Consider the following 21,497-nt stretch of genomic DNA (forward strand, 5'->3'; position numbering starts at 1 on the left):
AAGGAATATATGTGATTTTTAGCCTACTATTCTTCTTTATTGCTTACTTAAATTGGCAGATAACAGTTATAAAGGAACTAATAAATTATCCCTTGTTTTTCGACAACTCTATATATTGAGATTATATTATAAGAAAAGGAGGAATTTTTATGAGGAAATCACACAAGGCCACCATGTTGGCTTTAATTGAACAAAACAAGCAGGAGTTATTAAAGGATTCGGAACAACTTCAACAGATTGAGAAGCGTGTAGATGAAAAAATTTCTACCCAGAAATCTTAAATATTATTGAAAAAGCGATCATTTAATTATGTGGTCGTTTTTTTTTGTAAAAAAGCATGTACATACAGTATTTCATTCAATTTAGGGAAATAAGAAGTAACAAGTTGTAAAAATAAAAAAGCTCAATTATTAAAATATAGAGCATATCTTCAGTAGTGTAGTGTATTGGCGGAGTAGGGCTTGTCCCCTCTTTAGCATCTGAAAGAATCGAATTAACACCAGTTTCCACGAACAAAGTAAAGAACTATCCATATTTACACAACCTAATGTACCAATAATCCTCATAACTCACATATTGAATCTCCAAATATCTACGAATCCACAAAAGGTTACTCGTAATTGAGATTAGAGGAATCTTAGTACGTTCGGTATTAGAAAAGAGGAATTATTATCTTTGGATACAACAAAAAGACCGGTATTCATGAAATTGAACATGAATACCGGCCTGTTAGCTTGAAAAATTTTAATAAAAGATAAAAGGGCCAAAACCCAAAAAGCCATGTGACCCCTCGGTTTTTTCACACGGCTGTAGTTCTATTCAATTTGAAAATACAACTGGGTATTTTCGGTATCGTTCATAATAACCAGAGGCAATTTCTATTCGATCACCAGGATCCAGCTCAACAACAACTAACGATTGCATTGAGCTTCTTAAGCTCTTTCTCATGAAAGATCCTATGCTGCCAAAAGTGAAATTGCTGTTTTCCTTTGACTTTAACTGGTAATAGTCAATTAAGCTATCTAAAGCAGAGGAGAATACGTTTCGAATAAAACGGTTCCTCTCCTTAAATGTTTGCTGGGTTGAGAACTGCATAACGTTAATGACTTCTTGTTTAACTGCAGTCAGCATATCACGCAACTCTTTAGAGTGGTAGGATATGCCGGCATTCTCTAGTTTGACTGTTAACTCTTTACGGAAAGCGGCTTCTAATGTTTTAGTTGCATGTTCGTCTTCTTCGATAAGCAATAAATCAGGGTTAATACATACTTTAAACTTTTTAATAACAATCTGAATCACATTCTTCTTTTTTACAGTAACCCTCTCTTTATTCGGCCTTCTCTCTTTATAATCACAGGCTTCAAATGAGAAAAAATCCCGTATCAAATTAATAATGTGTCTGATCTTTAAAGCGGTTTTTTTCGTCTTTTCCTGTAAGGATTTCATTGTATAGGTAAACGATGCCTGCATTGCCTCTGCTTGGTTTTTGCCAATAAAACGAGTGAATCGATTGAACAGGTCCAATACTAATAAAATGCCGGCAGCTTCTCTTGCAGAAACTAAACATTTAAGCAGGGGTTTTGTTAATAATTCATAAGGAATACGGAAATAGCTTAATTTTTCCCCTTCAATACGATGTTCAGGGGAATTTAATTCTTTATACCCTACGATCTCAAAGGAAGGTAAGTCATTAATAATGACTTCGCGAATAAGTCCTCTTTCAAGCAATACCATTTTGCCAGTATGTAAAGTTGTATAAGGTATGCCGCTTTGTTGAAAATCCGATAGAGAGAACTCCTTGCCTTTAATTCTTCCCAGGTCATCACATTTGAGATGCATTAGTATATATAAAGCTAACGAGGATGCAGAAAGAGGAGAACGTTCTTGTTCAGCTTTTAATAAATCTAACTGCTTTTGAAAAAACTTAACGCCTTTTACGGAAATTGATTGTTTTTTCTTCACTTTGGCTCTCCTCCTCCCTGTCAGAATATGTATGATAAAGTCTTATTTTATTTCATATAAAGTAAGTCTGAACCGTTGCGCCTACTGTGAAAAATAAGTATAATAAAGATAACAATTTAAAAAAGCCAATAAAAAACTAGCCCTCGAAAGTGTATTTTTTTCGAAGGATACTAAAGTATTAAATTTTAAGTTTTAATTTTAAGTGGCTTTCTTTAAATTTGTTGGCGCAAATTTAAAGGTCTTATCGGGATCATTCGTCTATCAGAATTGGCGTTTTGATGGACACAAATTTTAATTTTAAGCTGGTCGTTGGCGCGATCAGCTTTTTGCTTGGAAAAATTATTTTTGCATAAAAAAAACGCCCTATTTAATAAAAACGGTCGCTGAAAAAAATAGATACACTTCTCCCCTAAAAGGATGGACGTATCCCCAGCCCCGTAATCTGATACTTTTATACTACCATAACTTTCTAGTCGAGTAAAAGAATTTTTAAAACTCTTGCAACTTTGAAATTGGTCTGCTATTATAAAACTAATTTAATAAACAGCCTTAAATCTGATAGCAGGTCCCCCTTATCTTTGATGAGGGGGATTTTGCTGTTTCTTAGAGCTTGCTAGACTTAATATGGTGCCAAGTAGGTGATTTAAACCTATTCCATATTCCCGCTCTGCTGCTAGTTTTTTTGCTGTGACAAGAATAGAACGGAAGTCTTTTTTAGGGGAATCATCATAAGCTTCATTTAATACAATTAGCTGCTGTTGGGCAAAGATAGGCTCAACTCTTTGACTGAGAAAAATCCGATTAAATGTATCTAATAGCATCTCTTTTTCGATTGTTTCACTGTCGTGTCTTAGCCGGTTAAGTAAATCCTCGATCAATACCATATGAAGTCCCCCCTTTTTAATAAAAAAAGGCACACGGGTAGTGTATACCCATGTGCCGGTTCTTCCGTACACTAATCAATATTAATTTGATTCTATTATCTTAAAAGCATATATGTTTGTCAAGAAGCCCTCCTACGTTATCCGGTTGAGAATGGCCCTCATGACATCAACATTATTCCCCTTTTCTTTAATCTTGGCGATAAAATCAAGATAAAGGATAGCAAATAATTCTTCAATCTGCAGCTGTTCTTTATGAAGGAATGGAGAGAGATCATGAAGAAATATCTCCCCCCTTAAAAGTATCTTATCTCGAATTTTAATCGTCAGGTGGGCTTTTCTGCTGTTTTCTTCCTTTACAGCAACTTCCTCTTCGGTAGTTTCAAAAGAAAACAAGTTGGTATTTACTTGTTTCAATACTCTGGTTTCTTTTTTAGGAGGTTCTAAATATTTATATTTATTTTCCACTAAAAAGCGGGACATACTTTCATAATGGGTATTCCCCTTTTTTATTTGGTTAAGAAAGTCTTCAAAAAGAATAGACATTAAGTCTACGACTGAAAAAGTATAGGGAGCTTCTTCGAATAAATCCATAAAGTCCTGGCAAAAGACCTGCCCTCTTAAATATTCATAGTATGGTAGCTTAATTTCTATGTAACGATACTTGGAAGTAAACAAAAAATCAAGAAGGCTATCCTTTTGGTTACTTAGTCTTTCTTGCAGAACATTCCATTGGCTATAGGATTTCTTCAAGATCTCCGCCCCTCTCCAGCCATTGAACACCGGACTTTATCATGATATAAACAGTCTTACGATCTGAAAAACCCTTTTGGATAGCCAATCCATAGGGGCCACCTATTTCTTTATGCTCCGATTTTAATAAATTCGTATGCATGTATCTTTTGCTATCTTGATATGGCCAATCCCAATTGATCATATCCTGGTGGTTTAATACATACCGTAGCAGCAATGTATTGAACTTGGTCTGTGATAAAGGTTTCCCTATCTTTCTCATATATAATGGGTATGCTAATTTAACATAACGTCTGAGTTGCATATGAAGAATGTGATCTACAGGCAGTTTGATATTTTGGGTTTTATCCGACCGTTCTTTACGCGGTTTCGCTGGTTGGGTTTTTGGCTGTGTGATAGTTCTAGAAATATTCTTTGACTTTATATCATCAAAAATTGGATTTATGCTGCTCATATAATCTTCCTTTCTCAGGGTCACCTTTCCACTTTTCTATTAATATAAGAAGGTTGGCTTATTTTTAGAACCTAAGTTGATTAAAAAAAATGTAGCTGGACCATAATGAGACTAATAATAAGAAGAGTGAGAGGAAGAGAGATATGAGCAAGAAAAAAGAAAAGGATATTAAAAAGAAATTTGCAGAAGCGATGAAGAAATCGCAGCAAAGAACCGGAATGAAATTGCTTAAAGTAAAGGTGAAATAAAAAAAGACACCGGCAATCTTGTCCGGTGTTGGAGAGAGGAATAAAGAATCTGCTAGGGTTATACCCATAACAGAACAAATGTTCCTTTTTATTATACTCAAGATAGAAAGTGAATACAACTAAAACATTAAAATAGGATGTTTTGCTATGCCCCAGCAACATCCCTCATATTTTCGAAGCCTTTTTTGACTAATTGCCTGAAAAGGCTTTTTTATGTGCCGTCGTAGTCTCAATTGTAAGAGCGACTAGTTAATAGTATTAATATATTCTTTACATAGGTTGCATTGAATTAATTTACTTTTTTTCCTATAATTAGTAAGAATTTTATTTAGGGAGTGAAATGTTCATGGTCGGAAATCTAAGAAAGATGGCCGCATTACTTACTTTAACTTTAGTGTTAATAGTATCTTCAGTAATTGTGAGTCCAGGAGCAGCAAATGCAGGATATGCAGATAACTACAACCGTCTTTATTATGATTTAGCAAGACTCGTTTATTCTGCAGAGTACAGCTCTTATACTCGTAAAACTATCCAAGACAATCTTAACAGTAAACATGGGGCAGGCAAATTTAAGGTTATCTCAGCAGTCGATGTTAATGCAGATGTCTACCATCCGATGAGTGCTTCTTCCATTACTGGAGAATGGTTGAGACTCGATGGGACGGGTTTTAAAGCAATGGCAGTGGTTGCAGAAGGCAGCAATAAGTTATTTATCGCCTTTTCCGGTACAGATAAAAGCTGGAACTTCATACCGGATCTTAATGATGCCAATACAGCCAGGGAAACTCTATCAAGTAATGCACCTGGACAAAACTATCAGGCTCAGTTGTTTACAAATTATATTTATGAGGCATTTCCGGCTTACAGGAGTTATCAATGGTACTTTACGGGCCATTCATTAGGTGGTTGGTTAGCAACAAAAACATATTTGGATATACGCTCAGCTAATTGGTTATTGCCAGATAAATCAAAGTTTAAATATGGTGGAGGGATAAAGAAATCCACTATTAGCGGCGTATATACGTTTAATCCCCTGCCAATGGGTAAATCACAAATCAGTTCTACCCAATGGAATGCAAATAAGAACGGATTGTACGATACGGATGTAAAAAATTTATATCTGAACAATGAATGGCTTAATGGTGTGTACGATATGAATACCGATAAAATGGATTACATTGGTTTCCAGGGAAGTATTAATTCAGAAAATATTCTGCATTACAGTAGACTCGACTATTTGAGTAAGGGACCAACTCTTGATCTTGTAGACTATGCAAGGCAGGCATTAACTGCACAAAAAGATATTCTAAATGCTCATGGCTTATCAAGGTTAAGTCCTTATGTTTCATATTGATGGAAGCATATAAAAATAGGGTAGTTACCAATATGGTAACTACCCCATTTCTATTAAATATCCGAAAACTAAACTTTTTAAATTCTAACATAGATTCTTAATTTAATTTCCCCATTTCACTAGCGCTGCTGCCCAGGCCAAACCTGATCCAAAACCTGCAAGGACAACATAGTCTCCGTCTTTAATTCGTCCCTCCTTCACTTCATCAGCAAGAGCGAGTGCAACACTTGCAGAAGATGTGTTTCCATAGTACTGGACAGCATGGGTGGCAACCTTTTCAATTGGGAAATCAAGGTTATGTACCGCTTTTTCAATAATGCGCAGATTCGCTTGGTGAGGAACAAGATAATCCAAGTCATCAAGAGTTAAATCTGCTTTTAATAAGGCATCTTTTACAATTTCCGGAATGTAGGTGGAAGCAAATTGAAAAATGGCCTCGCCATCCATTGACGGCCTATGGTTACTGTCTTCTCTCATGTATTCAGACCCGGATCCATCAGAACCAACCGTTGAGGATAATAGGCCAAAACCTTCTGACACTTCTCCAACTACAGCGGCGCCAGCTCCGTCCCCAAACAATATATTTACCTTTCTTTCCTCCTTGTTTTCTAATTCCATGTTTCTGGAGCATTCTTCTACACCTACTACCAACACCTTTTTGGCAAAGCCTGACTGTACATATTGGAAGGCATTCAACAAAGCGAATACAAATCCAGCACAGCCGACACTCATATCATATGCCCCAGCTGTGGTCGGGATGCCAAGGCGATTTTGAACCTGACAGGCGATAGAAGGATAGATGCGTTCCTGTGTGATAGTGGAGAGAATAACAAAATCAATCTGGGAGGGATCCAAATTAGCATGCTCAAGGGCCGCTTCCCCTGCTGCAAAAGCCATGTCTACCATATTAATGCCTGGAATCGTAAATCTTCTTTCTTTGATGCCTGTCATTTTCTCGATGGATCTTCCTGAAATGCCGCACTTTTCTTTGAAAAAATCATTAGTCACTACTCGAGGTGGCAAATAGCTTCCTACACCAAGTATTCCTGCACTTTTCAAAATGTTCGTTTCTCCTTTTTTGACGAATTTTGGTGAACCCTCTTTAATGATATCCAATATTTTCATATTTTAGGAGGAATTTGTATATTTTTGGCTAATTATTAAGGAGTAAAAACAAAATTAGGAGGAGAAAAATGAAGAAATTTAGTAGTGTCGTATGTTGTACTCTTTTGTCTTCTGTTCTTTTATCGCCGTATGCGGGAGCTGCAAGTGCTGCTGAGGGAGTTGAAACTCCATATTTCGATGAGGTGCAAGATCCTATCGAGCAAGAACTAGGAATTAATGTACTAGTGGATACTGATGAGCTATCAGTCTATCAAATCAATGAAGATGGTAAATTGTATGAGTATCGTGAGACAGTTACCTTTGTGAATGGAAAACAAGATATTACCGTTCAAAAATATGAAGTGAGTGGTTCTGATAAAGTACTTGTGGAAGAATACAGTACCTTAGTCACGGAGAATAAATTAACAGGCACTATAACTGTGGAAACTGAAACAGGTGAAACGGTAGATATTAGTACTAAACAATCCTTCGGGGACAACCCAACAGTCATGCCAATGCCTATGGCAACGTACTATGGCTCATACATTTCTGATGTTAGATATAGGTTTACTTCGAGCACTCAAGGTCAAGCAATCATGGCTGGCCAGAGTCCTTATTATAAGTATGCATCTAGGAAAGACGGAGACTTTATTAGGTTCCAGGGGCATGCTGATAATCTTAGAACTATAGAGAAAAACCTAGCAACCTTTGGGGTAGCCGGTTTTGCTGATGATATTGTTAAGGCATTAAGAGCTGGAAAAGTTTTAAGTTATACCTTAATTAAAAACATTGTTAAAGGTGCGGTAAAGGTAGGACCTTTTGGAGCTGCCCTAAACTTATGGTATTATGGCGCTGAATGGTTGAAGGCTAGAGATGATTATAGAAAGATATAAGTGAAAATTAAGCCACCGGTAGGATATCATTAACACCCTGCCAGTGGTATAATTTTTTACATATTTAACAATTATTACAAAAAAGGATGGTAATGTGCGAGTACTAATATTTATTTTAATTCTTTTATTAGCGGCGCTGATCTCCAAGGGCATTGAAAAAGTAGTGGACATCTCAAATAAAGGTTTTATAAATGCTCTTTATTTCCTATGTGTAGGCATAATTTCTTCAGTCACTTACTTTTTAGTTGAAAAAGAATTACAGCTTTTAGTATCAACTTTAGTCATCGTTGGATTCGGATTAACCATTTTCTACTTCTTTTTGGGGTTTATCAGGAAGAATCAGGAAAAGTCCAAAGAAATATAATATCTGTAAAATTACAAAATAAAAACCCTCAATATGCGCTAAAGCATATCGAGGGTCTTAATAATTAATGAAAAAGAGTACATTTTTACACATTTACATAAACGATATAAGTCTTCCTCCCACTGAACATCGGTGAATTGTGGAGGATTTTTTTAATATATGCAATTTGAATACTAAAGATAAAACCCGAAGTTATCAAAAAAGCTAATTCATTTAGTGTGGTTCCCACTTATTTGCATTTTATGATTAATACTACTTTTCAATATTTAATTTATTGTCTATCTCGGATGTATCTACACCTTCTCCAAACCAATCTGTAAGTTTATCTTTTGCTTGTTTTTTAACGTCTTGATCAACATACATAGCAGCTTGAAAAAGGGCTACGGTAATGATACTTAAATCATCAACAAAACCTATTCCCATAGCAACATCTGGAATTAAATCTAATGGTAAGATAAAGTAACCCAAGGCTCCAGCAATTGTAGCTTTAACTTTAAAGGGTACCTCTGGTTTCTGCATTGTATAGTATAGAATTAGTACAGCATACACAATAGTAGAACCGGCTTTCTTTGAAAACTTTTGAAGTTTATTCCAAAAACTATCATCCGTATAATGCTTATCATGTTGCTGAATAGCTTCTATTTCCATGTTTTCTGCTTCATTTTTTAATTCTTCTACCTTAGCTTCTTCAAAAGTTAATTCCTCGATGTTTGCATCTTCTTGTGTTCCAGTCAAATCTTGTTGATTCTTTTTTCTAAATTTATCTAACAATCTACCTCTCCTCCTATCTTCCTTAAATAGACATTAGGGTAATAATTCTAGCTCTATCTTAAAAACTCCTACTAATGAATTTTGTCACTCATTTAGTTGTTCGATATTTTTGTTGAAATAAAATAAAAACCCTTCAAATAGCTAGTTAGCAATTGAAGGGCCTTTTGTAATATATAAATAAACATCAGGAAAATGCTCAGCAATGTTGTTAAAATAACTAATCATATAGTTTGCCCTAAATCATAAGCTCTCAAAATGGAAAACTTATGATTTACGTCACCTAAACAGCAGGAGAATTCTCAAACTCAATAAAACAGCCGCAACCACCGTAATCAAAAATATCATATTGCATTGGTTGCTGTTTCAATTCATAAAGGGATTGAGTCTTCATGAAAGTAAACGGCTTTTTAATATCTTCACCGTGACGGTTTTTACCGAATCTCCAATTCTTAGTATAGGGATGAGTGTCTATTATGTGCTGGATCTTTGCTGATTTCTTACCAGAAGATACAAATTCCCATACATCCTTATACATGTAATCCGGAAGTTTCCCTGACTTAATAGCAGGTTGCTTGCAGTAGCGGATATAATCTGAAATTACAATCTCCTGTTCCATTAATTCTAAGAAGCTAATCTCGTCCTTCATATAGAGATTTTTAAAATGCGCAAATCCACCCTTTATGCATTTCCCACCACAATTATTGTGGTGGAAGCCTTTGGAATAAAGCTGTCCTGGTAAAATTGAGTATTTCCTTAAAGACTCATCGATGTTTATGTCATGATAAATGAGCGGATTTACTACATCATAAGGTGCCCAGTTGATTTTAATAGGCTCCTCCCGGTGTAACTCATTGACGCCTATACCAAAGTATAAAGACGCATTACTAATAAAGTCATTCGTTTTAAGAAATTCCTTATTATGCCATAGTTCTATTTCCGGTTTGATCCCCTTTTTAATGTAATCTGATGCGACTTTCATTTTCAGTTCTTTCGAACACGTTCCAACTCGACTATTGGCCATAAACTTTTGCTTTACCATTAATTGTGGTGGAGTAAGTCCCCTTCCATGAATTAACATGGGGAGCTCTAGACGATTAGAAGTTTCATATATAAATCTATAGAGATCCTGGTCCTCCCAGAGAACATCTGTAAAGTATAGTAGAATATTATGTCCTCTTAAATGTCCGTATTGTTCCTTTACCCAAGCGGCTACAGCGAAACTAGCTTTTCCACCTGAGAAAAATACGATATGATTCATATTTATATTCCTCCTTAAAAAGGTATCAGATTGTAGTCCTTATCTATATAAACTGGACAAAAGTAAATTTCACCGAACTATTCTATTAAGTAATTAACTACTAAACAGATATTTATAAATCGAATAGTGTCATCTGCTTTTGCTGCTTCACGTAAGCGTATTTCCCACAGCAAATCACTTCTTCTGCCTCATATACCGGCTTATCGGACTCAGCAATAGTAAATAGCGGAGTATGATAAGGGTTGTAATGCACCTGGAGAAAATCGTCCGGTACTAACTCATTTATGCCGACCAATTCTCCTCTAATATAGGCATGCACCCTTTTCCGCTTCTCCTGAATAGTCTTTTGTCTCCCGCTCTTGGATACTATGAATCGAGCGTTCCGGAGCTTAACTGTGCTGCAATGTGATAGCACGAGCCCAGATTTAGAACAGCGGATACTATATCCATTATTCGTGTGTAGATTCCTATACACGTCTACCATTTGCTGTGGTACAACCGTTCTGTTTTTGAATGGTGTAAAAAACATTCCATACTGCTCAGCTGATTCCTCAAATTGATTACAAGTATTGAAGCTGCTTAACATTCGAAGATCCTCCTTAAAAATGTTTTAACCTATAAAAAGACCGCCCTAATGGACGGTCAAGGTTTTACTTTCGGCGTTGCCGAATTATTCTTTTTACTTGTTTCTGCAGTTCACGAGCAATGTTCTGTTCCGAAAAAATTGAGCGGCCAGGATACATGTCTCGAACGGTTTGGATGGTACGGGGACTTGGATCTCCTACAAATAGACATAGAACATCAATTCCCTGTTTCTCTGCCTTCTCCACCATATTTCGGATAGTCTCAGGCCCTTCTTCATGTTCAAAAACTGGAAGGCCATCAGATAGGATAATGGCTAAACGGATATCTTCTTGACGCTTTACTAACTGATCAAGAGACCATTGTAAAGCTAACGTGTCACGATTCCCCACTTCTGGCTTAATGGCCCCTAAATAGCTCTTTTCTTCCTCACCATAGCGGTGTGGATTTGGCTTAATAGGATAGATAATGGTTTCATCATCTTCCGTAAACGCATGAGCTGTTGTAGGGATGCCTGCCTCCACGCATGATTCTAAAAGAAGCAGCATAGCTTTCTGGATCTCCTGATAGACGGGAATACCACTAGGTAGCAAGCAACAAGTGGATCCGCTAATATCTCCTAATAAAGAAACAAAAGCTTTTCCCTTTGGTGTACCCGCTTTGTGTTTCTGAAAGACATTCGAGTCACTACAATGGACCGCTTTCCAAGCTTTATTTGGCATGAAGCGGCCACTACGAACATTCTTCCTCACTTGGTCCTTCTCACCTTCTAGAAGCTCCCTGAGAGCCTTTGAAGTAGGTTTAATGAAGCGTTTTATTTCTCCAAGTAGTTTGGCGTATTCGTTAGCATTTTGCCTATGGTAAGCTTTCACAACGATCTCTTCGTTAAGACGTGTTTTCTTTTCTGGAATCTCAATGGATACCTCAATTTTCTTTTCTTCAAAGTCACTTACTAATTCATCAGCTTCTTTAAAGTCTTTTTCCTGCTGCTTTTCTTCTATCCGGATGATATGAGAAAAATCAGGCTTAGATGGCTTCTCTTTGTCACTTTCGTCAGTTTTCTCTGGTTCTTTGCCTTCGGATTCATTCATTGAGCCAGTGGTGTTTTTTTCAGTTGAACTCTCTTGCTCTCTAGCAGATTCTTCTTTTGCTATCTCGACTTGAACAAGGATACTCTGAGCATTTTCTCTCGTTTCTTTTGAATCCCCCCACTGCTGTCCATCCTCGTGTGAATCAGATTGGTAGTCTGCAGGCGGTTGGTCCATTTCCATATCATTTAACTCCATCCACTCGGCTAAAGTTGGCCAAACCTCCTTCATGATGGAGGAAACTAGCTCTAAGCATTCCTTGGTGGAGGGAGCAAACCGTAATTCCTCAATTTTCTCCTGGACGGTGTTGACCAGTTCAACCGCTTCTGGCAGCCAACCCTCTAAATCGTTCATCCCTAATACTCTGGAAGAATAACAATCTTGGAAGTCCTGGATAGGATTTTCTCCTATACCTTCCTCTCGGATTCCAAATCTCCACTCATAATTTGTAAAATCTACATAATCTTTATAAGTAGGGAATTTAAGAATCACAAAGTTTTCCATCCTTCCGTCCATGCTCATGTTTCCAAAGAATTGAAGCCATTGACTGGGATACTTGGGATTTGAAAAGTCTTTCCAGTCCTCAAGCCTTGTAGAATGGTTGTCTACCTGCCATTGAGCATAATCCGGAAGGTAATCAAACTCAATATGACCTCTTTCATGGAGACCATGTCCCTTTCGTAGAATACGGCATTCTTCAGGAGAAAAGAGTCGATGATGTTCCGTTTGAACTTCATACTTGACCCAAATGGTTTCTCCATCTGTATATGAGGTTGAATCATCAGTCCAAAGAAAGCCAAAATCTTTGCCTCCGAATAAAGAACGAAGAGTGCGTTTTAAACGCACTCCTTCTCTTTGCTTAACCTTTTCCTGGCGTAATGAAAGAGCGGTAGTCATCTACATAGCCCCCTTCATATATTCTTCTTCCTCTTTCGATGTCGGGAAGTCTTTCCAGGCTTCAGTTCGAATCATATCTCTAGCAGACATGTACTCATCAAGGTCCTCGATTTTGTTGATAATATAGTCCTCGATTACCTCAGTTTTTGTGTCATTAGTTACTCCATAATCACAAAAATATTCCGCAGCATTGATATAGCCACGTAAGGTATCAGCAGCATGTCCTTGAGACTCCTCTGAAATTAGTTTGCTTATAGCGTTTTTCACTTTTTCAAGAAACATCAGAGCATAGGAGTCATCCAAACCGGTTTTCTTCTCGATTAACTGCTTGAAATCCGATGTATAAGGAAGTCGAAGGATTGCAAAACGGTCTTTTAGCGCATCGTTTAGCTCCTTCACTCCTTGATAGCCTTCACCCACGTTCATACTTCCGACAATGACGGAATGATCATGACGGTGAATGGATCCTATGGGAGTAGCTAACACTCTGTTTTCATCTGCAACGGAATGAAGGATCGAGGTAACATCCCCAACAAGCATATTGATTTCGGCCATGTTGACAATGCCTCCATATTCAATCACCTTTGCAAACTCAGAAGGGTCGAATGTTGATTCTCCATTCCGAAAGGCCGGTTCCCCAACTAAACTTTCCTTTGTTTCATCTTTGTTCCCAACATAAACAGTCATTGGTAAACCAAGGATCCAGGAGATCGTGTTGATTAAAGTATCTTTACCGCTCCCTTTATTTCCTATCAGTAAAAGGTCTTTTCCTTTTAAGATGTGTCGTAATGAGCGGGCCAACATCTCTCCCTGATATGGAAAATTAGGCTTCTGAGGTTCAATTGTCATTGGTCTAAGTCCAACTGTAGTATGAATCTCAGCTCTCCTGGCTTGTAGCTTGGAGATCATTCTGGAAGATAGGCCTTCATTTTGAAGGTGCTCCTGGATTTCATTCCATCCCGCTTTCCAGTTCCTTTTCATAACGGGAACTGGAGTTGAGGGGGATGCTGGAATAGCCGCTGCAGGAGCGGTAGAAGAAGTACTTGGTTCTTCTACAGGCTCTAGCAATTCAAAAAGACTATTCATGCTAGAGTATTCCTTATCCTCTTTGGGAAAAGGCAATGCTTCTATCCCTGCAATATCAAAACCAAATGAAGCCTTCTCTACCTGAAATCCTACTTTTTCTGCTATAGCGGCGCCGAGTACTAAATGAGTACATTGGCTATTCTTTTCGTTTTTCTCACAATAGTGATAGAACTTGGCCTTACCTTTCTCTGCTTCATCTGAAACGATAAAGGCATGAGGGTCCAAGTCTTTAAATTTCACCCGATAGACCTGCTGAGCTTTGGGGCTATTTAAGCTTTCGATTCTTTCAACGGTCTCAGGAACCTTCTCCCCTACCATCTGAATAGTTGCTTCTGGTAATTTCATTCTTTTAAAAACTGCTTTTGCCATTTTAAATCTCTCCTTAAAAAGTAATTTGGACTATCTTAAAAAATAGAAAAGAGCCAGTACCTATGTACTGACTCCTCTTCAATAAAGAATATTAAGCTGCTCCTGAACCCTCAATGACAGGTGCCTTAGATGCGTCTACACGTATCCGGTCGTTATTCAGCCAGCCGGTTACATTTATGATCTGATCGACACCTAAGTGGTCCATGTAAGCTTTATGTTGCTTTGTTACCACTACCTCAACCTCTTGTCGTTTATGGGTCAAAGCATGGAATATGCAGCTGCCATCTCGGTTGAATTTCGGTAAATCAAGGACCTTGATCCGAAAAACAGATGGAGAATTATTATTACCACTCGAATTGTTATGGTTATCACCAGTAGGCTTTTCAGAGGATTGATCCTCTTCTTCACCATCTGCGCCGTCCATTTCTTCTGCCGATGCAATACCAGATGGTGATAGGTAACTTTTTGAGGTTATCTCCAAGTTTTCCCCCACCCCACACCGTGCATGCGACTTTCACCGCACACGGCGTTCCATCGATTATAGATAACCCTACAGTTAGGTCATAATTGGTGCCTAAATGTAGTGATTATTAATTCTTACTCGCTAGTGTAAGCTATTCCTGTACCCTTAATTCTTCTATCAGCTTATTAATCTTGCGAATAGTTTTGACATCACTTGTTACCACTTTTCCATGTACTTGTTTGTGGCAGTCCTTACATAATGTTAACAGGTTTGAAACCTTATTAACTCGGTTGATTCCTATGTAAGGTCTACGATGATGGATGTGTACATTGGAAGGGTAAACAAAATTCTTACATGCTTGGCATTTAGCCTTATCACGCTTGATAACGTATTGTCTATTCATCCAGTATTCGAAATTGTATATAGGCCCTCTAAGTGTTGCCCTCATTCCAAGATGTTCGTAATTTGTCCAGATGTCTTCTAGGTACCATTTTCTAGGTATCTGTTTGGCTTTATGCCAACTCTCCCTCCCCCTTGCCGTGTAATAGCTCCAGTTAGGGTTAAATGGTTCAGCATATTTTACTTTGGTGAGACTCGCAATGGTTATCCCTATCCATGTATCATTTTCAAAATCCTCTGCGAAAGTTATAAAATTATAACCTTCATGACGATTTATTCTATTGGATAGTTGAGAAAGCTTTTTGCGATGCTCTTTGCTGTTTCTTCGATACAGTCGCTTAAAAGACGATTTAGTGACATAGTAGAGTTGCTGGTCAATCTTATCAAAGGTTGATTTTGCAATAGCAATACTATAATAGTTGGTTAAACCTATTATCTTAGAATTGATAGTTTCTATATCACGTATTCTGAGTAATTTATTAGGTTGATTTCGAAGATTATAGATTAACTTTCTAATCTCTTCTACTTTAGATTTAACCCTGTCCCAATCGGGGAAGGCTTTACCCACTATTCTGTCAGTAAGTCGTTTTCTTTCAGCGATAATCTTAAAACCTAGAAATTTTATAGGCTTGGTTCTGCAATCAGTTATATGCGTCTTTTCCTCTGAGAGTTCCAGACCGAGTTTGTGTTGAAAGTATTTTCTTAATTTAATTAAGAATTTCTGAGCAAACTCTTCAGATTTGCAGAGTACCACCCAATCATCGGCAAACCTAATTAAGTGAACTTTTTCATGGTGAGCATTCTTCTTATTATTGAGTGCACCATAGTACTTTTCGTGAATGGTTTTACCATTACGATTACGGACATACACTTTAACCCTTGGATGTGATTCCCACAAGTCACTTACTAGCCAATCAAATCCATTTAGATAGATATTGGCTAGGAGAGGACTAATTATCCCCCCTTGCGGAGTGCCTTTTGTTGCAGGAATAATTTCTCCATTATCATATACCGAAGAGCGTAGCATCTTCTTGATTAAGGTTAAAAGCCGTTTGTCGCGAATACCGTACCCCCAAAGCATTTCAATTAGCTTATTGTGGCGAATGTTATCAAAGAATCCTTTGATATCACCTTCAATGGCTATATATGCTTTTGAGTTAATAAGACTTATTATTCTAGCTTCAGCATGTTCAGCGTTACGATACGGTCTGTATCCGTAACTGTGGTTATAGAATTTTGCTTCGAAGAATGGCTCAAGTGCCATCTTGGTAAGTTCCTGTATTATTCTGTCTAACATTACTGGAATTCCAAGTGGTCTCTTTTTGCCATTTGTTTTGTCAATGTATCTTCGCAAAACTACTTGTGGTTCATAATTTTTAAGCTGTTCCCTAATTAGTGTGAGAAGTTCATCCGTATCCATTTTCAGATAGTCGTTAATGGTTTTACCATCAACGCCAGCTGTCTTCGACCCATGATTTGACTTGATATTATGAATAGATTTCATAATAACTTGTTCTGAACTCATAAAGTCGATGATGTTGTAAAACGGTTTACCTTGTTTGGACTTCTCGTATATTAGGTCTTGAAATTGGATAAGGTCTATTTCACTGACGATCTTTCGTCCTTTAATCCCCATGTCTCATCACTTCTTTACAGTTTTATTAGAGACAGGTTAGCTGTTTGTACTCGGACTTGCCTTGTTTTAGACGAGTTTAAGAGATTAATAACCATATAACCGACTGGTCCCCTTCGCTCCACTGAGTTTTTTGCTCAGTATCAACACTACTATGAGACCGCTGACTGCTTTCTCTGTCGTCGTTGGTTGTAGCAAACCTCTTACAGATACTCACTCTCGACTGTTCCATTTGTCCTATCCTTATTGTTGAACTTAGGTTCCCTCTCTACGCCGTAGGGTCATAACAGGTTTAACGTTCTCAATTGTGCCTGTTACATCAAGTCATTTCGTACTTGATACTTATTTCGCATCGGAAAGATGAAATAAGTTCCCTAAATGTCCTCGACAATGCTCTGTAGAGGGCGGCCTTAACGACGCTTCGTGCAAGGGTTCGTCTCCTAACCTTATTCAACTTGGAATCCCGCAGATATCCTCATGCTTAAAATTCGAGCATCATGATTTATCTACTCTTCACCTGGCTTCATACATTTTAGTTTGCTACAACTTCCATGCATGCAGGAGGATTAGATCTTCACTTCTTAAGAACGTTGAAGCGGATTGGAATTGCACCAATCAAGTCGGACAAACAGTTAGACTAATATTATTAATTAGTCCCTCAATTTCCTAATTTGGATACAGCATAAGTTATGCTGCTTTTACACCCAAATTAGTTATATGAGAACAGCCCGCACTACCGATAAGCCCATAACCTAAAAAGCCTAATGCCCGGCCAATGGCACTGGTTTCAGCCACCTCGAGCGGATTATCTCGTTCTGCCCCACTGGCATTTTCTCCTAAAGGAATTAACGAACTGCCAGTAGCCTTACCAAGTAATTCCGATTCAATGGTAACGCTTAAGCTTTTTCCTTGATTACTTATAGCAGGCTCGTTGAAATGCAGAAGTTTGCCAGCCTTGCGATGGTCATCCCTAGCCATCTTAACCCGGCCGTTGACTGCCATGTATGGATAAGAAACCGATACATATGTACCGTTCTTAGTAGCAAAGAAACCAAGCTCAGAAGCATGGGAATCAATGTCTACCTGGGTCTGACTAACTTTTACATTTTGAGGCAACAACACAACAAATTCATGATATTCAGCTGGAATTTGTTTTTTTGCCTGTTCATAACGAATTTTGGCCTCTTCAATGATTTTTTTCCCTTTTTCCATTGCCCATTTAGGTGTAGCCGCCATTATGCAACACTCTCCTTTTTAAATGTTCTTGCATTAGTTCTTTCCTGTCTCAAAATATGATTGGAAGGAATCTTTTTAAGAACATCACTAAGGCGAATGACTTCATCTACTGCTTCTACCATATGCTTTGCTGGTGTATCAAAGGAGACAATGGCTTTTACAATCGTTCCATTCTCTCTCGCCCGTTGAATAGCGGGTACGATATCCCCATCCGCTGAAAAAACGTAGATTTCATCATAACCTTCTAATGATAGATCTACTAAATCTAGCGAAAGGAGGACATCCACACCTTTTGAAATAAACTTCTTTTCATGGTCTTGCACCACGAAGCCTTTATGAACACTAATTCCATCACGTATAAGGGCTCTAAAAAATTTCTCTCTTAGTTCGTATCTTTGAGGCTCTAATTTCTTAGGAACATTAGCGCCATAAAAGTGATACTCAGCTGGCAGTGAGCTATTAATAAAAAATGTTTCAATCGTCTTGTAAAAAGAATTCCAAGGTTTGATTCCTTTAATTCCTAATTTATGAAGTTGTGCCAATAGCGATAGGTAAGGTTTTGAGGTTATCTCCACCTTTTCCCCCGCTTCACACCGTACGTGAGAGTTTCCCCTCATACGGCGTTCCATCTAGCTCTCAGCTAACAAATCCTTTCAAGTTTACACTTGGCTCTCAACTTATTTACCTTTTCGACTTGTTTTGAGTTTAGACTGAAAAGACTAATGTATTTATCGATTGTTTCACTATTGGTAGCGTGAATTAGCGTGTGTATATCCATATGAATGATTAGGAGATTATCGTAAGTGTCTTTGCCTCCAAGAGCCTTTGGTAAGACATGATGGCAATGCACTAATTCTGCTGTAAGCGGAGATTTTGTGATTGCACATAAGCCTTTCTGCATTGAATAGCGGGACAATCTGTTGTCCGTGTATTCGATGCTGCTGTCAGGGAGGCGACTCATCATTAATCGAGTAATTTCCTTATCCCATGAGAATCCTTGTTTTACTTCAAACGGATTCCGCCCTTGGGAAAAGTTTTTACTGTTTTTAGTTTTTACTTTTCCAATTGGGTAAAGGTATGCACCGGACTTAAACACGTAAGTCTTCTTGTTGTTACTACCATAGATTCTTAGATAAGTACTTTTAGATTTATTTTCAATCTTAGGCACCTCATATTTAGCTTTGTTCCATAATGTGTTGTAGAGTTTGGTTTTAAGTTTGTACTCTAGATTATGGAAGTCTATCCTTACATGAGTGGCATGTTGGAAATACTGTTGCATTCCCAAGACAGTCGCATTGTATAAGTTTACATTTTCGGGAGAAAGTTGTTTCTTAAAGGCGTTAATCCGGTCCTTTAATGTCCCCTGCATTTGTTTCATTTTGTCGTCTGAAACATTTGTTTTAGCAACCCATTTATTCTTCTTTCGAACAGCTTTGATTTTATATCCAAGGTAAGTGGAACTCTTTTTCCGAAGGTTTATGACTTTGGATTTCTCTTCAGAGATGTCCAGTTTAAGTCGATTTTTTAGATAGCTCTTTACCGCGTGAAACCATTTAATTGCTGTGTCATGGTTTCTGGTCATGATCCTGAAATCATCAGCGTATCTAACGATATATCCTTCCTTCAGTTTTGAAGTTCTTTTCAGGTTGAAAATTTTGACATCATTTCCTGAGTACTTATGCTTGGTTTCAAAGGTTTCCCACTGCCCAGCAACCCATTGGTCTAAGTCGTTAAGTACGACATTAGATAATAATGGAGATAAAATCCCTCCTTGAGGAACACCTTTATTTGGTATCCCTTCGCCTTTTATGGGTGCTTTAAGCATTTTACCAATGATAGCGAGGACTCTTTTATCCCTTATACCAATATTCCATAACTGCTTAATCAGTAGATTATGGTTTACGTTATCGAAGAATCCTTTTATGTCAATATCAACGGTAAAGTTTAGCTTATTGATATTTATCAAAGTTTGAATTCTCGAAATGGCATGTTTCGTACTTCTCAATGGTCTGAAACCGTAAGAGTGATTAAAGAATTTTGCTTCACAAATGGGTTCTAGCACTTGTTTGAACATTTGCTGTATCAACCTATCCGTGATGGTTGGGATACCAAGTGGTCTTAATTTGCCATTGGCTTTTGGTATATAAACCCTTCTGACGCTATTGGGTTTGTAGTTTGATAGGGAAATTCGAATCTTTTTAAGGAATCCCTCTTGGTTTATTTCCGCAAGATTCAAGATATTCTCTTTATCTGTGCCAGTGGTTATTGACCCCTTATTGGTCTTAATTGTTCTGTATGCTAGTAAAATGTTTTCATCTGACAGAATGATTTGCATTAAATTTTTAAAAACTTTATTTTCTTTACTTTCCCTATACAAGGTCTGTTGTATTTCGTCGAAACTGTAATATTGTTTTGCTCTAGCCTTTGTGCTCATTGGTGCAATATCAGCTCCTTACTGATATGTACTCACCTTCTTACCCGAAAAAGAGCTTCAACTTGTTATCGTATTTGTTATAGATAACTAGACTAGGGACTATCCCTCCACAGGCATTACCCTGCTTCAACGGTACTGTATCCCCACTCTCACAGAGGCTAATGAACTTAATTGATTTGAAATCAATTCATTCAACCTTCCCGCTGGTAGGCGTTGATAGAAGTCCTCTGCTTTCCACGTTCCAATAAGCTCAGCTTTACATATACTTTTAGGTGTCTGCTTTAAGCCTGTGGATTTATAACCTCTTAGCCGGTTATTCCGAATTTCATAACGCAAAATCTTACTTTTCGGTAATCCACACTACATAAGTAGCAGCTATCTTTCGATTAGCTCAATGATATAGACCCGTACATTCGCAGATTCGTCAGCACCAATACGTGCATTCTCACCATGAGTACTTTATAGCGCCCCGGCCTATCACAAACCATATTCCAGAGGAACTTAGGTTTATTTCAGCCGACTTCACCTAGCTTCGTACAAATTTCATCTACCAATGAATTATGCACGTAGGAGTCTTAGGCAGTCAGTTTCAGCGCAGCATGACGGCTTTCATTCCTGACTTCCGCTTATCAGTTGTTCTTCTATTTGAGTTTTAGTTACTTAAATAGAAGCCTCTCTTTTCACGGTAGATTTACCGTTTATAGAGAAACGTGTCGCACTTGCATTCATTTCATCAATAAGTACCGCTGTTTTTTTAGTCATCCGATTTCTACCTCCAATTGTAATTGATAGTCATAATAGGGAAGATACGATAGAGCATGAGTTGGAACTCCGTGCCCTGTTCGTTTCTCTATCATGAAACACCATTCATTTGCACCAAATGGAACAGCTAATATACTGATCTCATTGTGCGGTAACTTCCAAAGAGGACCCTTTTTATGTAGGCCCTTCTCAAGAAGAAGTTTCTCTGGAATTTTTCCATTAAAAAAGAGCTTCAAGCTGCGACAACGAATGCAACCCGCTCGTTTGATTTGAACAAACTGCGAACTTACTTCGTCTAATGTAAGTTGAGTAGTGAGGACAGTAATAATACGTCCAAAAGCTCCTTCGCTCACACGCACACTTGAAACTCCTTTTCCCGTTACAACACTGTTAGTGTCCAAGTCACTGGCTGCTGAGTCCCAAACGGTCATCATGCGCAGCAGGTCCATCTAGATCACCAACCCTGAGTAAGAGCGGAAGCGGGACTTGTGAAATTTCCCTATTCC

Annotated in this window: 20 protein-coding genes; 4 read left to right on the top strand and 16 right to left on the bottom strand. The window is 37.9% G+C overall.

All coding sequences use genetic code 11. From position 1 onward, the window contains the following. Positions 1–149: 149 nt before the first annotated feature. Positions 150–281: an FbpB family small basic protein gene (locus tag PBF_RS25965; protein ID WP_139266907.1), complete on the top strand. Its 132-nt coding sequence runs from the start codon at positions 150–152 to the stop codon at positions 279–281. 538 nt (positions 282–819) lie between these two features. Here PBF_RS25965 and PBF_RS19425 read toward each other — a convergent pair. From PBF_RS19425 to PBF_RS19440, 4 genes are all read right to left on the bottom strand, one after another. Beyond that, on the bottom strand, positions 820–1,962 hold the full coding sequence (locus tag PBF_RS19425; RefSeq protein WP_035332091.1) for a hypothetical protein: 1,143 nt from the start codon (positions 1,960–1,962) through the stop codon (positions 820–822). A 572-nt stretch (positions 1,963–2,534) separates the two neighbouring features. Then, positions 2,535–2,846, bottom strand: a complete 312-nt coding sequence (locus PBF_RS19430) for a hypothetical protein (RefSeq protein WP_035332092.1) — start codon at positions 2,844–2,846, stop codon at positions 2,535–2,537. Positions 2,847–2,978: 132 nt separating this feature from the next. Continuing rightward, positions 2,979–3,596 carry a hypothetical protein gene (locus PBF_RS19435; RefSeq protein WP_035332093.1) on the bottom strand — a complete coding sequence of 206 codons (618 nt, stop codon included), beginning with the start codon at positions 3,594–3,596 and terminating at the stop codon, positions 2,979–2,981. Continuing rightward, on the bottom strand, positions 3,580–4,050 hold the full coding sequence (locus PBF_RS19440; protein WP_035332094.1) for a hypothetical protein: 471 nt from the start codon (positions 4,048–4,050) through the stop codon (positions 3,580–3,582). The genes PBF_RS19435 and PBF_RS19440 overlap by 17 nt, the downstream gene beginning before the upstream one ends. A 594-nt stretch (positions 4,051–4,644) precedes the next feature. Between PBF_RS19440 and PBF_RS19445 the strand changes: the two genes are divergently transcribed. Further along, positions 4,645–5,652: a hypothetical protein gene (locus PBF_RS19445; protein WP_035332095.1), complete on the top strand. Its 1,008-nt coding sequence runs from the start codon at positions 4,645–4,647 to the stop codon at positions 5,650–5,652. A gap of 102 nt (positions 5,653–5,754) precedes the next feature. Here the strand turns inward: PBF_RS19445 and PBF_RS19450 are convergent, their stop codons facing one another. Then, the gene (locus PBF_RS19450; protein WP_035332097.1) at positions 5,755–6,711 is read right to left on the bottom strand and encodes a 3-oxoacyl-ACP synthase III family protein; all 957 of its coding nucleotides are present in this window, start codon (positions 6,709–6,711) and stop codon (positions 5,755–5,757) included. Positions 6,712–6,845: 134 nt separating this feature from the next. On the opposite strand from PBF_RS19450, the gene PBF_RS19455 reads away from it, so the two are divergent. Further along, complete coding sequence (locus PBF_RS19455) at positions 6,846–7,649, top strand: hypothetical protein (RefSeq protein WP_035332098.1); 804 nt, start codon at positions 6,846–6,848, stop codon at positions 7,647–7,649. A 94-nt stretch (positions 7,650–7,743) separates the two neighbouring features. Beyond that, positions 7,744–8,013, top strand: coding sequence for a hypothetical protein (locus PBF_RS19460; RefSeq protein ID WP_035332102.1), 270 nt, complete (start codon positions 7,744–7,746; stop codon positions 8,011–8,013). 252 nt (positions 8,014–8,265) lie between these two features. On the opposite strand, the gene PBF_RS19465 is transcribed toward PBF_RS19460, so the two are convergent. From PBF_RS19465 to PBF_RS19515, 11 genes are all read right to left on the bottom strand, one after another. Then, on the bottom strand, positions 8,266–8,661 hold the full coding sequence (locus PBF_RS19465) for a YkvA family protein (RefSeq protein WP_035332150.1): 396 nt from the start codon (positions 8,659–8,661) through the stop codon (positions 8,266–8,268). Between the two features lie 403 nt (positions 8,662–9,064). After that, positions 9,065–10,042 (bottom strand): hypothetical protein, encoded by a 978-nt coding sequence (locus tag PBF_RS19470; RefSeq protein WP_035332103.1) that lies wholly within the window; start codon positions 10,040–10,042, stop codon positions 9,065–9,067. A gap of 112 nt (positions 10,043–10,154) precedes the next feature. Next, positions 10,155–10,628: a hypothetical protein gene (locus PBF_RS25015; RefSeq protein WP_051488952.1), complete on the bottom strand. Its 474-nt coding sequence runs from the start codon at positions 10,626–10,628 to the stop codon at positions 10,155–10,157. A 64-nt stretch (positions 10,629–10,692) separates the two neighbouring features. Further along, positions 10,693–12,609 (bottom strand): hypothetical protein, encoded by a 1,917-nt coding sequence (locus PBF_RS19480; RefSeq protein ID WP_035332104.1) that lies wholly within the window; start codon positions 12,607–12,609, stop codon positions 10,693–10,695. Further along, entirely contained in the window at positions 12,610–14,064 is a 1,455-nt protein-coding gene (locus PBF_RS19485) for an AAA family ATPase (protein ID WP_035332105.1), read from the bottom strand. Between the two features lie 91 nt (positions 14,065–14,155). Then, positions 14,156–14,545: a hypothetical protein gene (locus tag PBF_RS19490; RefSeq protein WP_035332106.1), complete on the bottom strand. Its 390-nt coding sequence runs from the start codon at positions 14,543–14,545 to the stop codon at positions 14,156–14,158. Positions 14,546–14,678: 133 nt separating this feature from the next. Further along, complete coding sequence (gene ltrA / locus PBF_RS19495; protein ID WP_035332107.1) at positions 14,679–16,562, bottom strand: group II intron reverse transcriptase/maturase; 1,884 nt, start codon at positions 16,560–16,562, stop codon at positions 14,679–14,681. A gap of 684 nt (positions 16,563–17,246) precedes the next feature. Further along, the gene (locus PBF_RS19500; protein ID WP_035332109.1) at positions 17,247–17,795 is read right to left on the bottom strand and encodes a hypothetical protein; all 549 of its coding nucleotides are present in this window, start codon (positions 17,793–17,795) and stop codon (positions 17,247–17,249) included. Then, entirely contained in the window at positions 17,795–18,370 is a 576-nt protein-coding gene (locus tag PBF_RS25970; RefSeq protein ID WP_235192295.1) for an NYN domain-containing protein, read from the bottom strand. The genes PBF_RS19500 and PBF_RS25970 overlap by 1 nt, the downstream gene beginning before the upstream one ends. Before the next feature lie 65 nt (positions 18,371–18,435). Beyond that, positions 18,436–20,229, bottom strand: a complete 1,794-nt coding sequence (gene ltrA / locus PBF_RS19510; protein WP_035332110.1) for a group II intron reverse transcriptase/maturase — start codon at positions 20,227–20,229, stop codon at positions 18,436–18,438. Between the two features lie 758 nt (positions 20,230–20,987). After that, positions 20,988–21,440, bottom strand: coding sequence for a hypothetical protein (locus PBF_RS19515; protein WP_035332111.1), 453 nt, complete (start codon positions 21,438–21,440; stop codon positions 20,988–20,990). Positions 21,441–21,497: the final 57 nt, after the last annotated feature.

It is taken from the genome of Cytobacillus firmus DS1, from assembly GCF_000565285.1.
GTDB classification, from domain to species: Bacteria; Bacillota; Bacilli; order Bacillales; family Cytobacillaceae; genus Cytobacillus; species Cytobacillus firmus_A.

What these genes read in the sequence shown, in the direction of transcription:
- PBF_RS25965 (WP_139266907.1), top strand. Translation starts at nt 150, where the DNA reads ATGAGGAAATCACACAAGGCCACCATGTTGGCTTTAATTGAACAAAAC.
- PBF_RS19430 (WP_035332092.1), bottom strand. Translation starts at nt 2,846, where the DNA reads ATGGTATTGATCGAGGATTTACTTAACCGGCTAAGACACGACAGTGAA.
- PBF_RS19440 (WP_035332094.1), bottom strand. Translation starts at nt 4,050, where the DNA reads ATGAGCAGCATAAATCCAATTTTTGATGATATAAAGTCAAAGAATATT.
- PBF_RS19445 (WP_035332095.1), top strand. Translation starts at nt 4,645, where the DNA reads ATGGTCGGAAATCTAAGAAAGATGGCCGCATTACTTACTTTAACTTTA.
- PBF_RS19455 (WP_035332098.1), top strand. Translation starts at nt 6,846, where the DNA reads ATGAAGAAATTTAGTAGTGTCGTATGTTGTACTCTTTTGTCTTCTGTT.
- PBF_RS19465 (WP_035332150.1), bottom strand. Translation starts at nt 8,661, where the DNA reads ATGGAAATAGAAGCTATTCAGCAACATGATAAGCATTATACGGATGAT.
- PBF_RS19470 (WP_035332103.1), bottom strand. Translation starts at nt 10,042, where the DNA reads ATGAATCATATCGTATTTTTCTCAGGTGGAAAAGCTAGTTTCGCTGTA.
- PBF_RS25015 (WP_051488952.1), bottom strand. Translation starts at nt 10,628, where the DNA reads ATGTTAAGCAGCTTCAATACTTGTAATCAATTTGAGGAATCAGCTGAG.
- PBF_RS19480 (WP_035332104.1), bottom strand. Translation starts at nt 12,609, where the DNA reads ATGACTACCGCTCTTTCATTACGCCAGGAAAAGGTTAAGCAAAGAGAA.
- PBF_RS19485 (WP_035332105.1), bottom strand. Translation starts at nt 14,064, where the DNA reads ATGGCAAAAGCAGTTTTTAAAAGAATGAAATTACCAGAAGCAACTATT.
- ltrA (WP_035332107.1), bottom strand. Translation starts at nt 16,562, where the DNA reads ATGGGGATTAAAGGACGAAAGATCGTCAGTGAAATAGACCTTATCCAA.
- PBF_RS19500 (WP_035332109.1), bottom strand. Translation starts at nt 17,795, where the DNA reads ATGGCGGCTACACCTAAATGGGCAATGGAAAAAGGGAAAAAAATCATT.
- ltrA (WP_035332110.1), bottom strand. Translation starts at nt 20,229, where the DNA reads ATGAGCACAAAGGCTAGAGCAAAACAATATTACAGTTTCGACGAAATA.
- PBF_RS19515 (WP_035332111.1), bottom strand. Translation starts at nt 21,440, where the DNA reads ATGGACCTGCTGCGCATGATGACCGTTTGGGACTCAGCAGCCAGTGAC.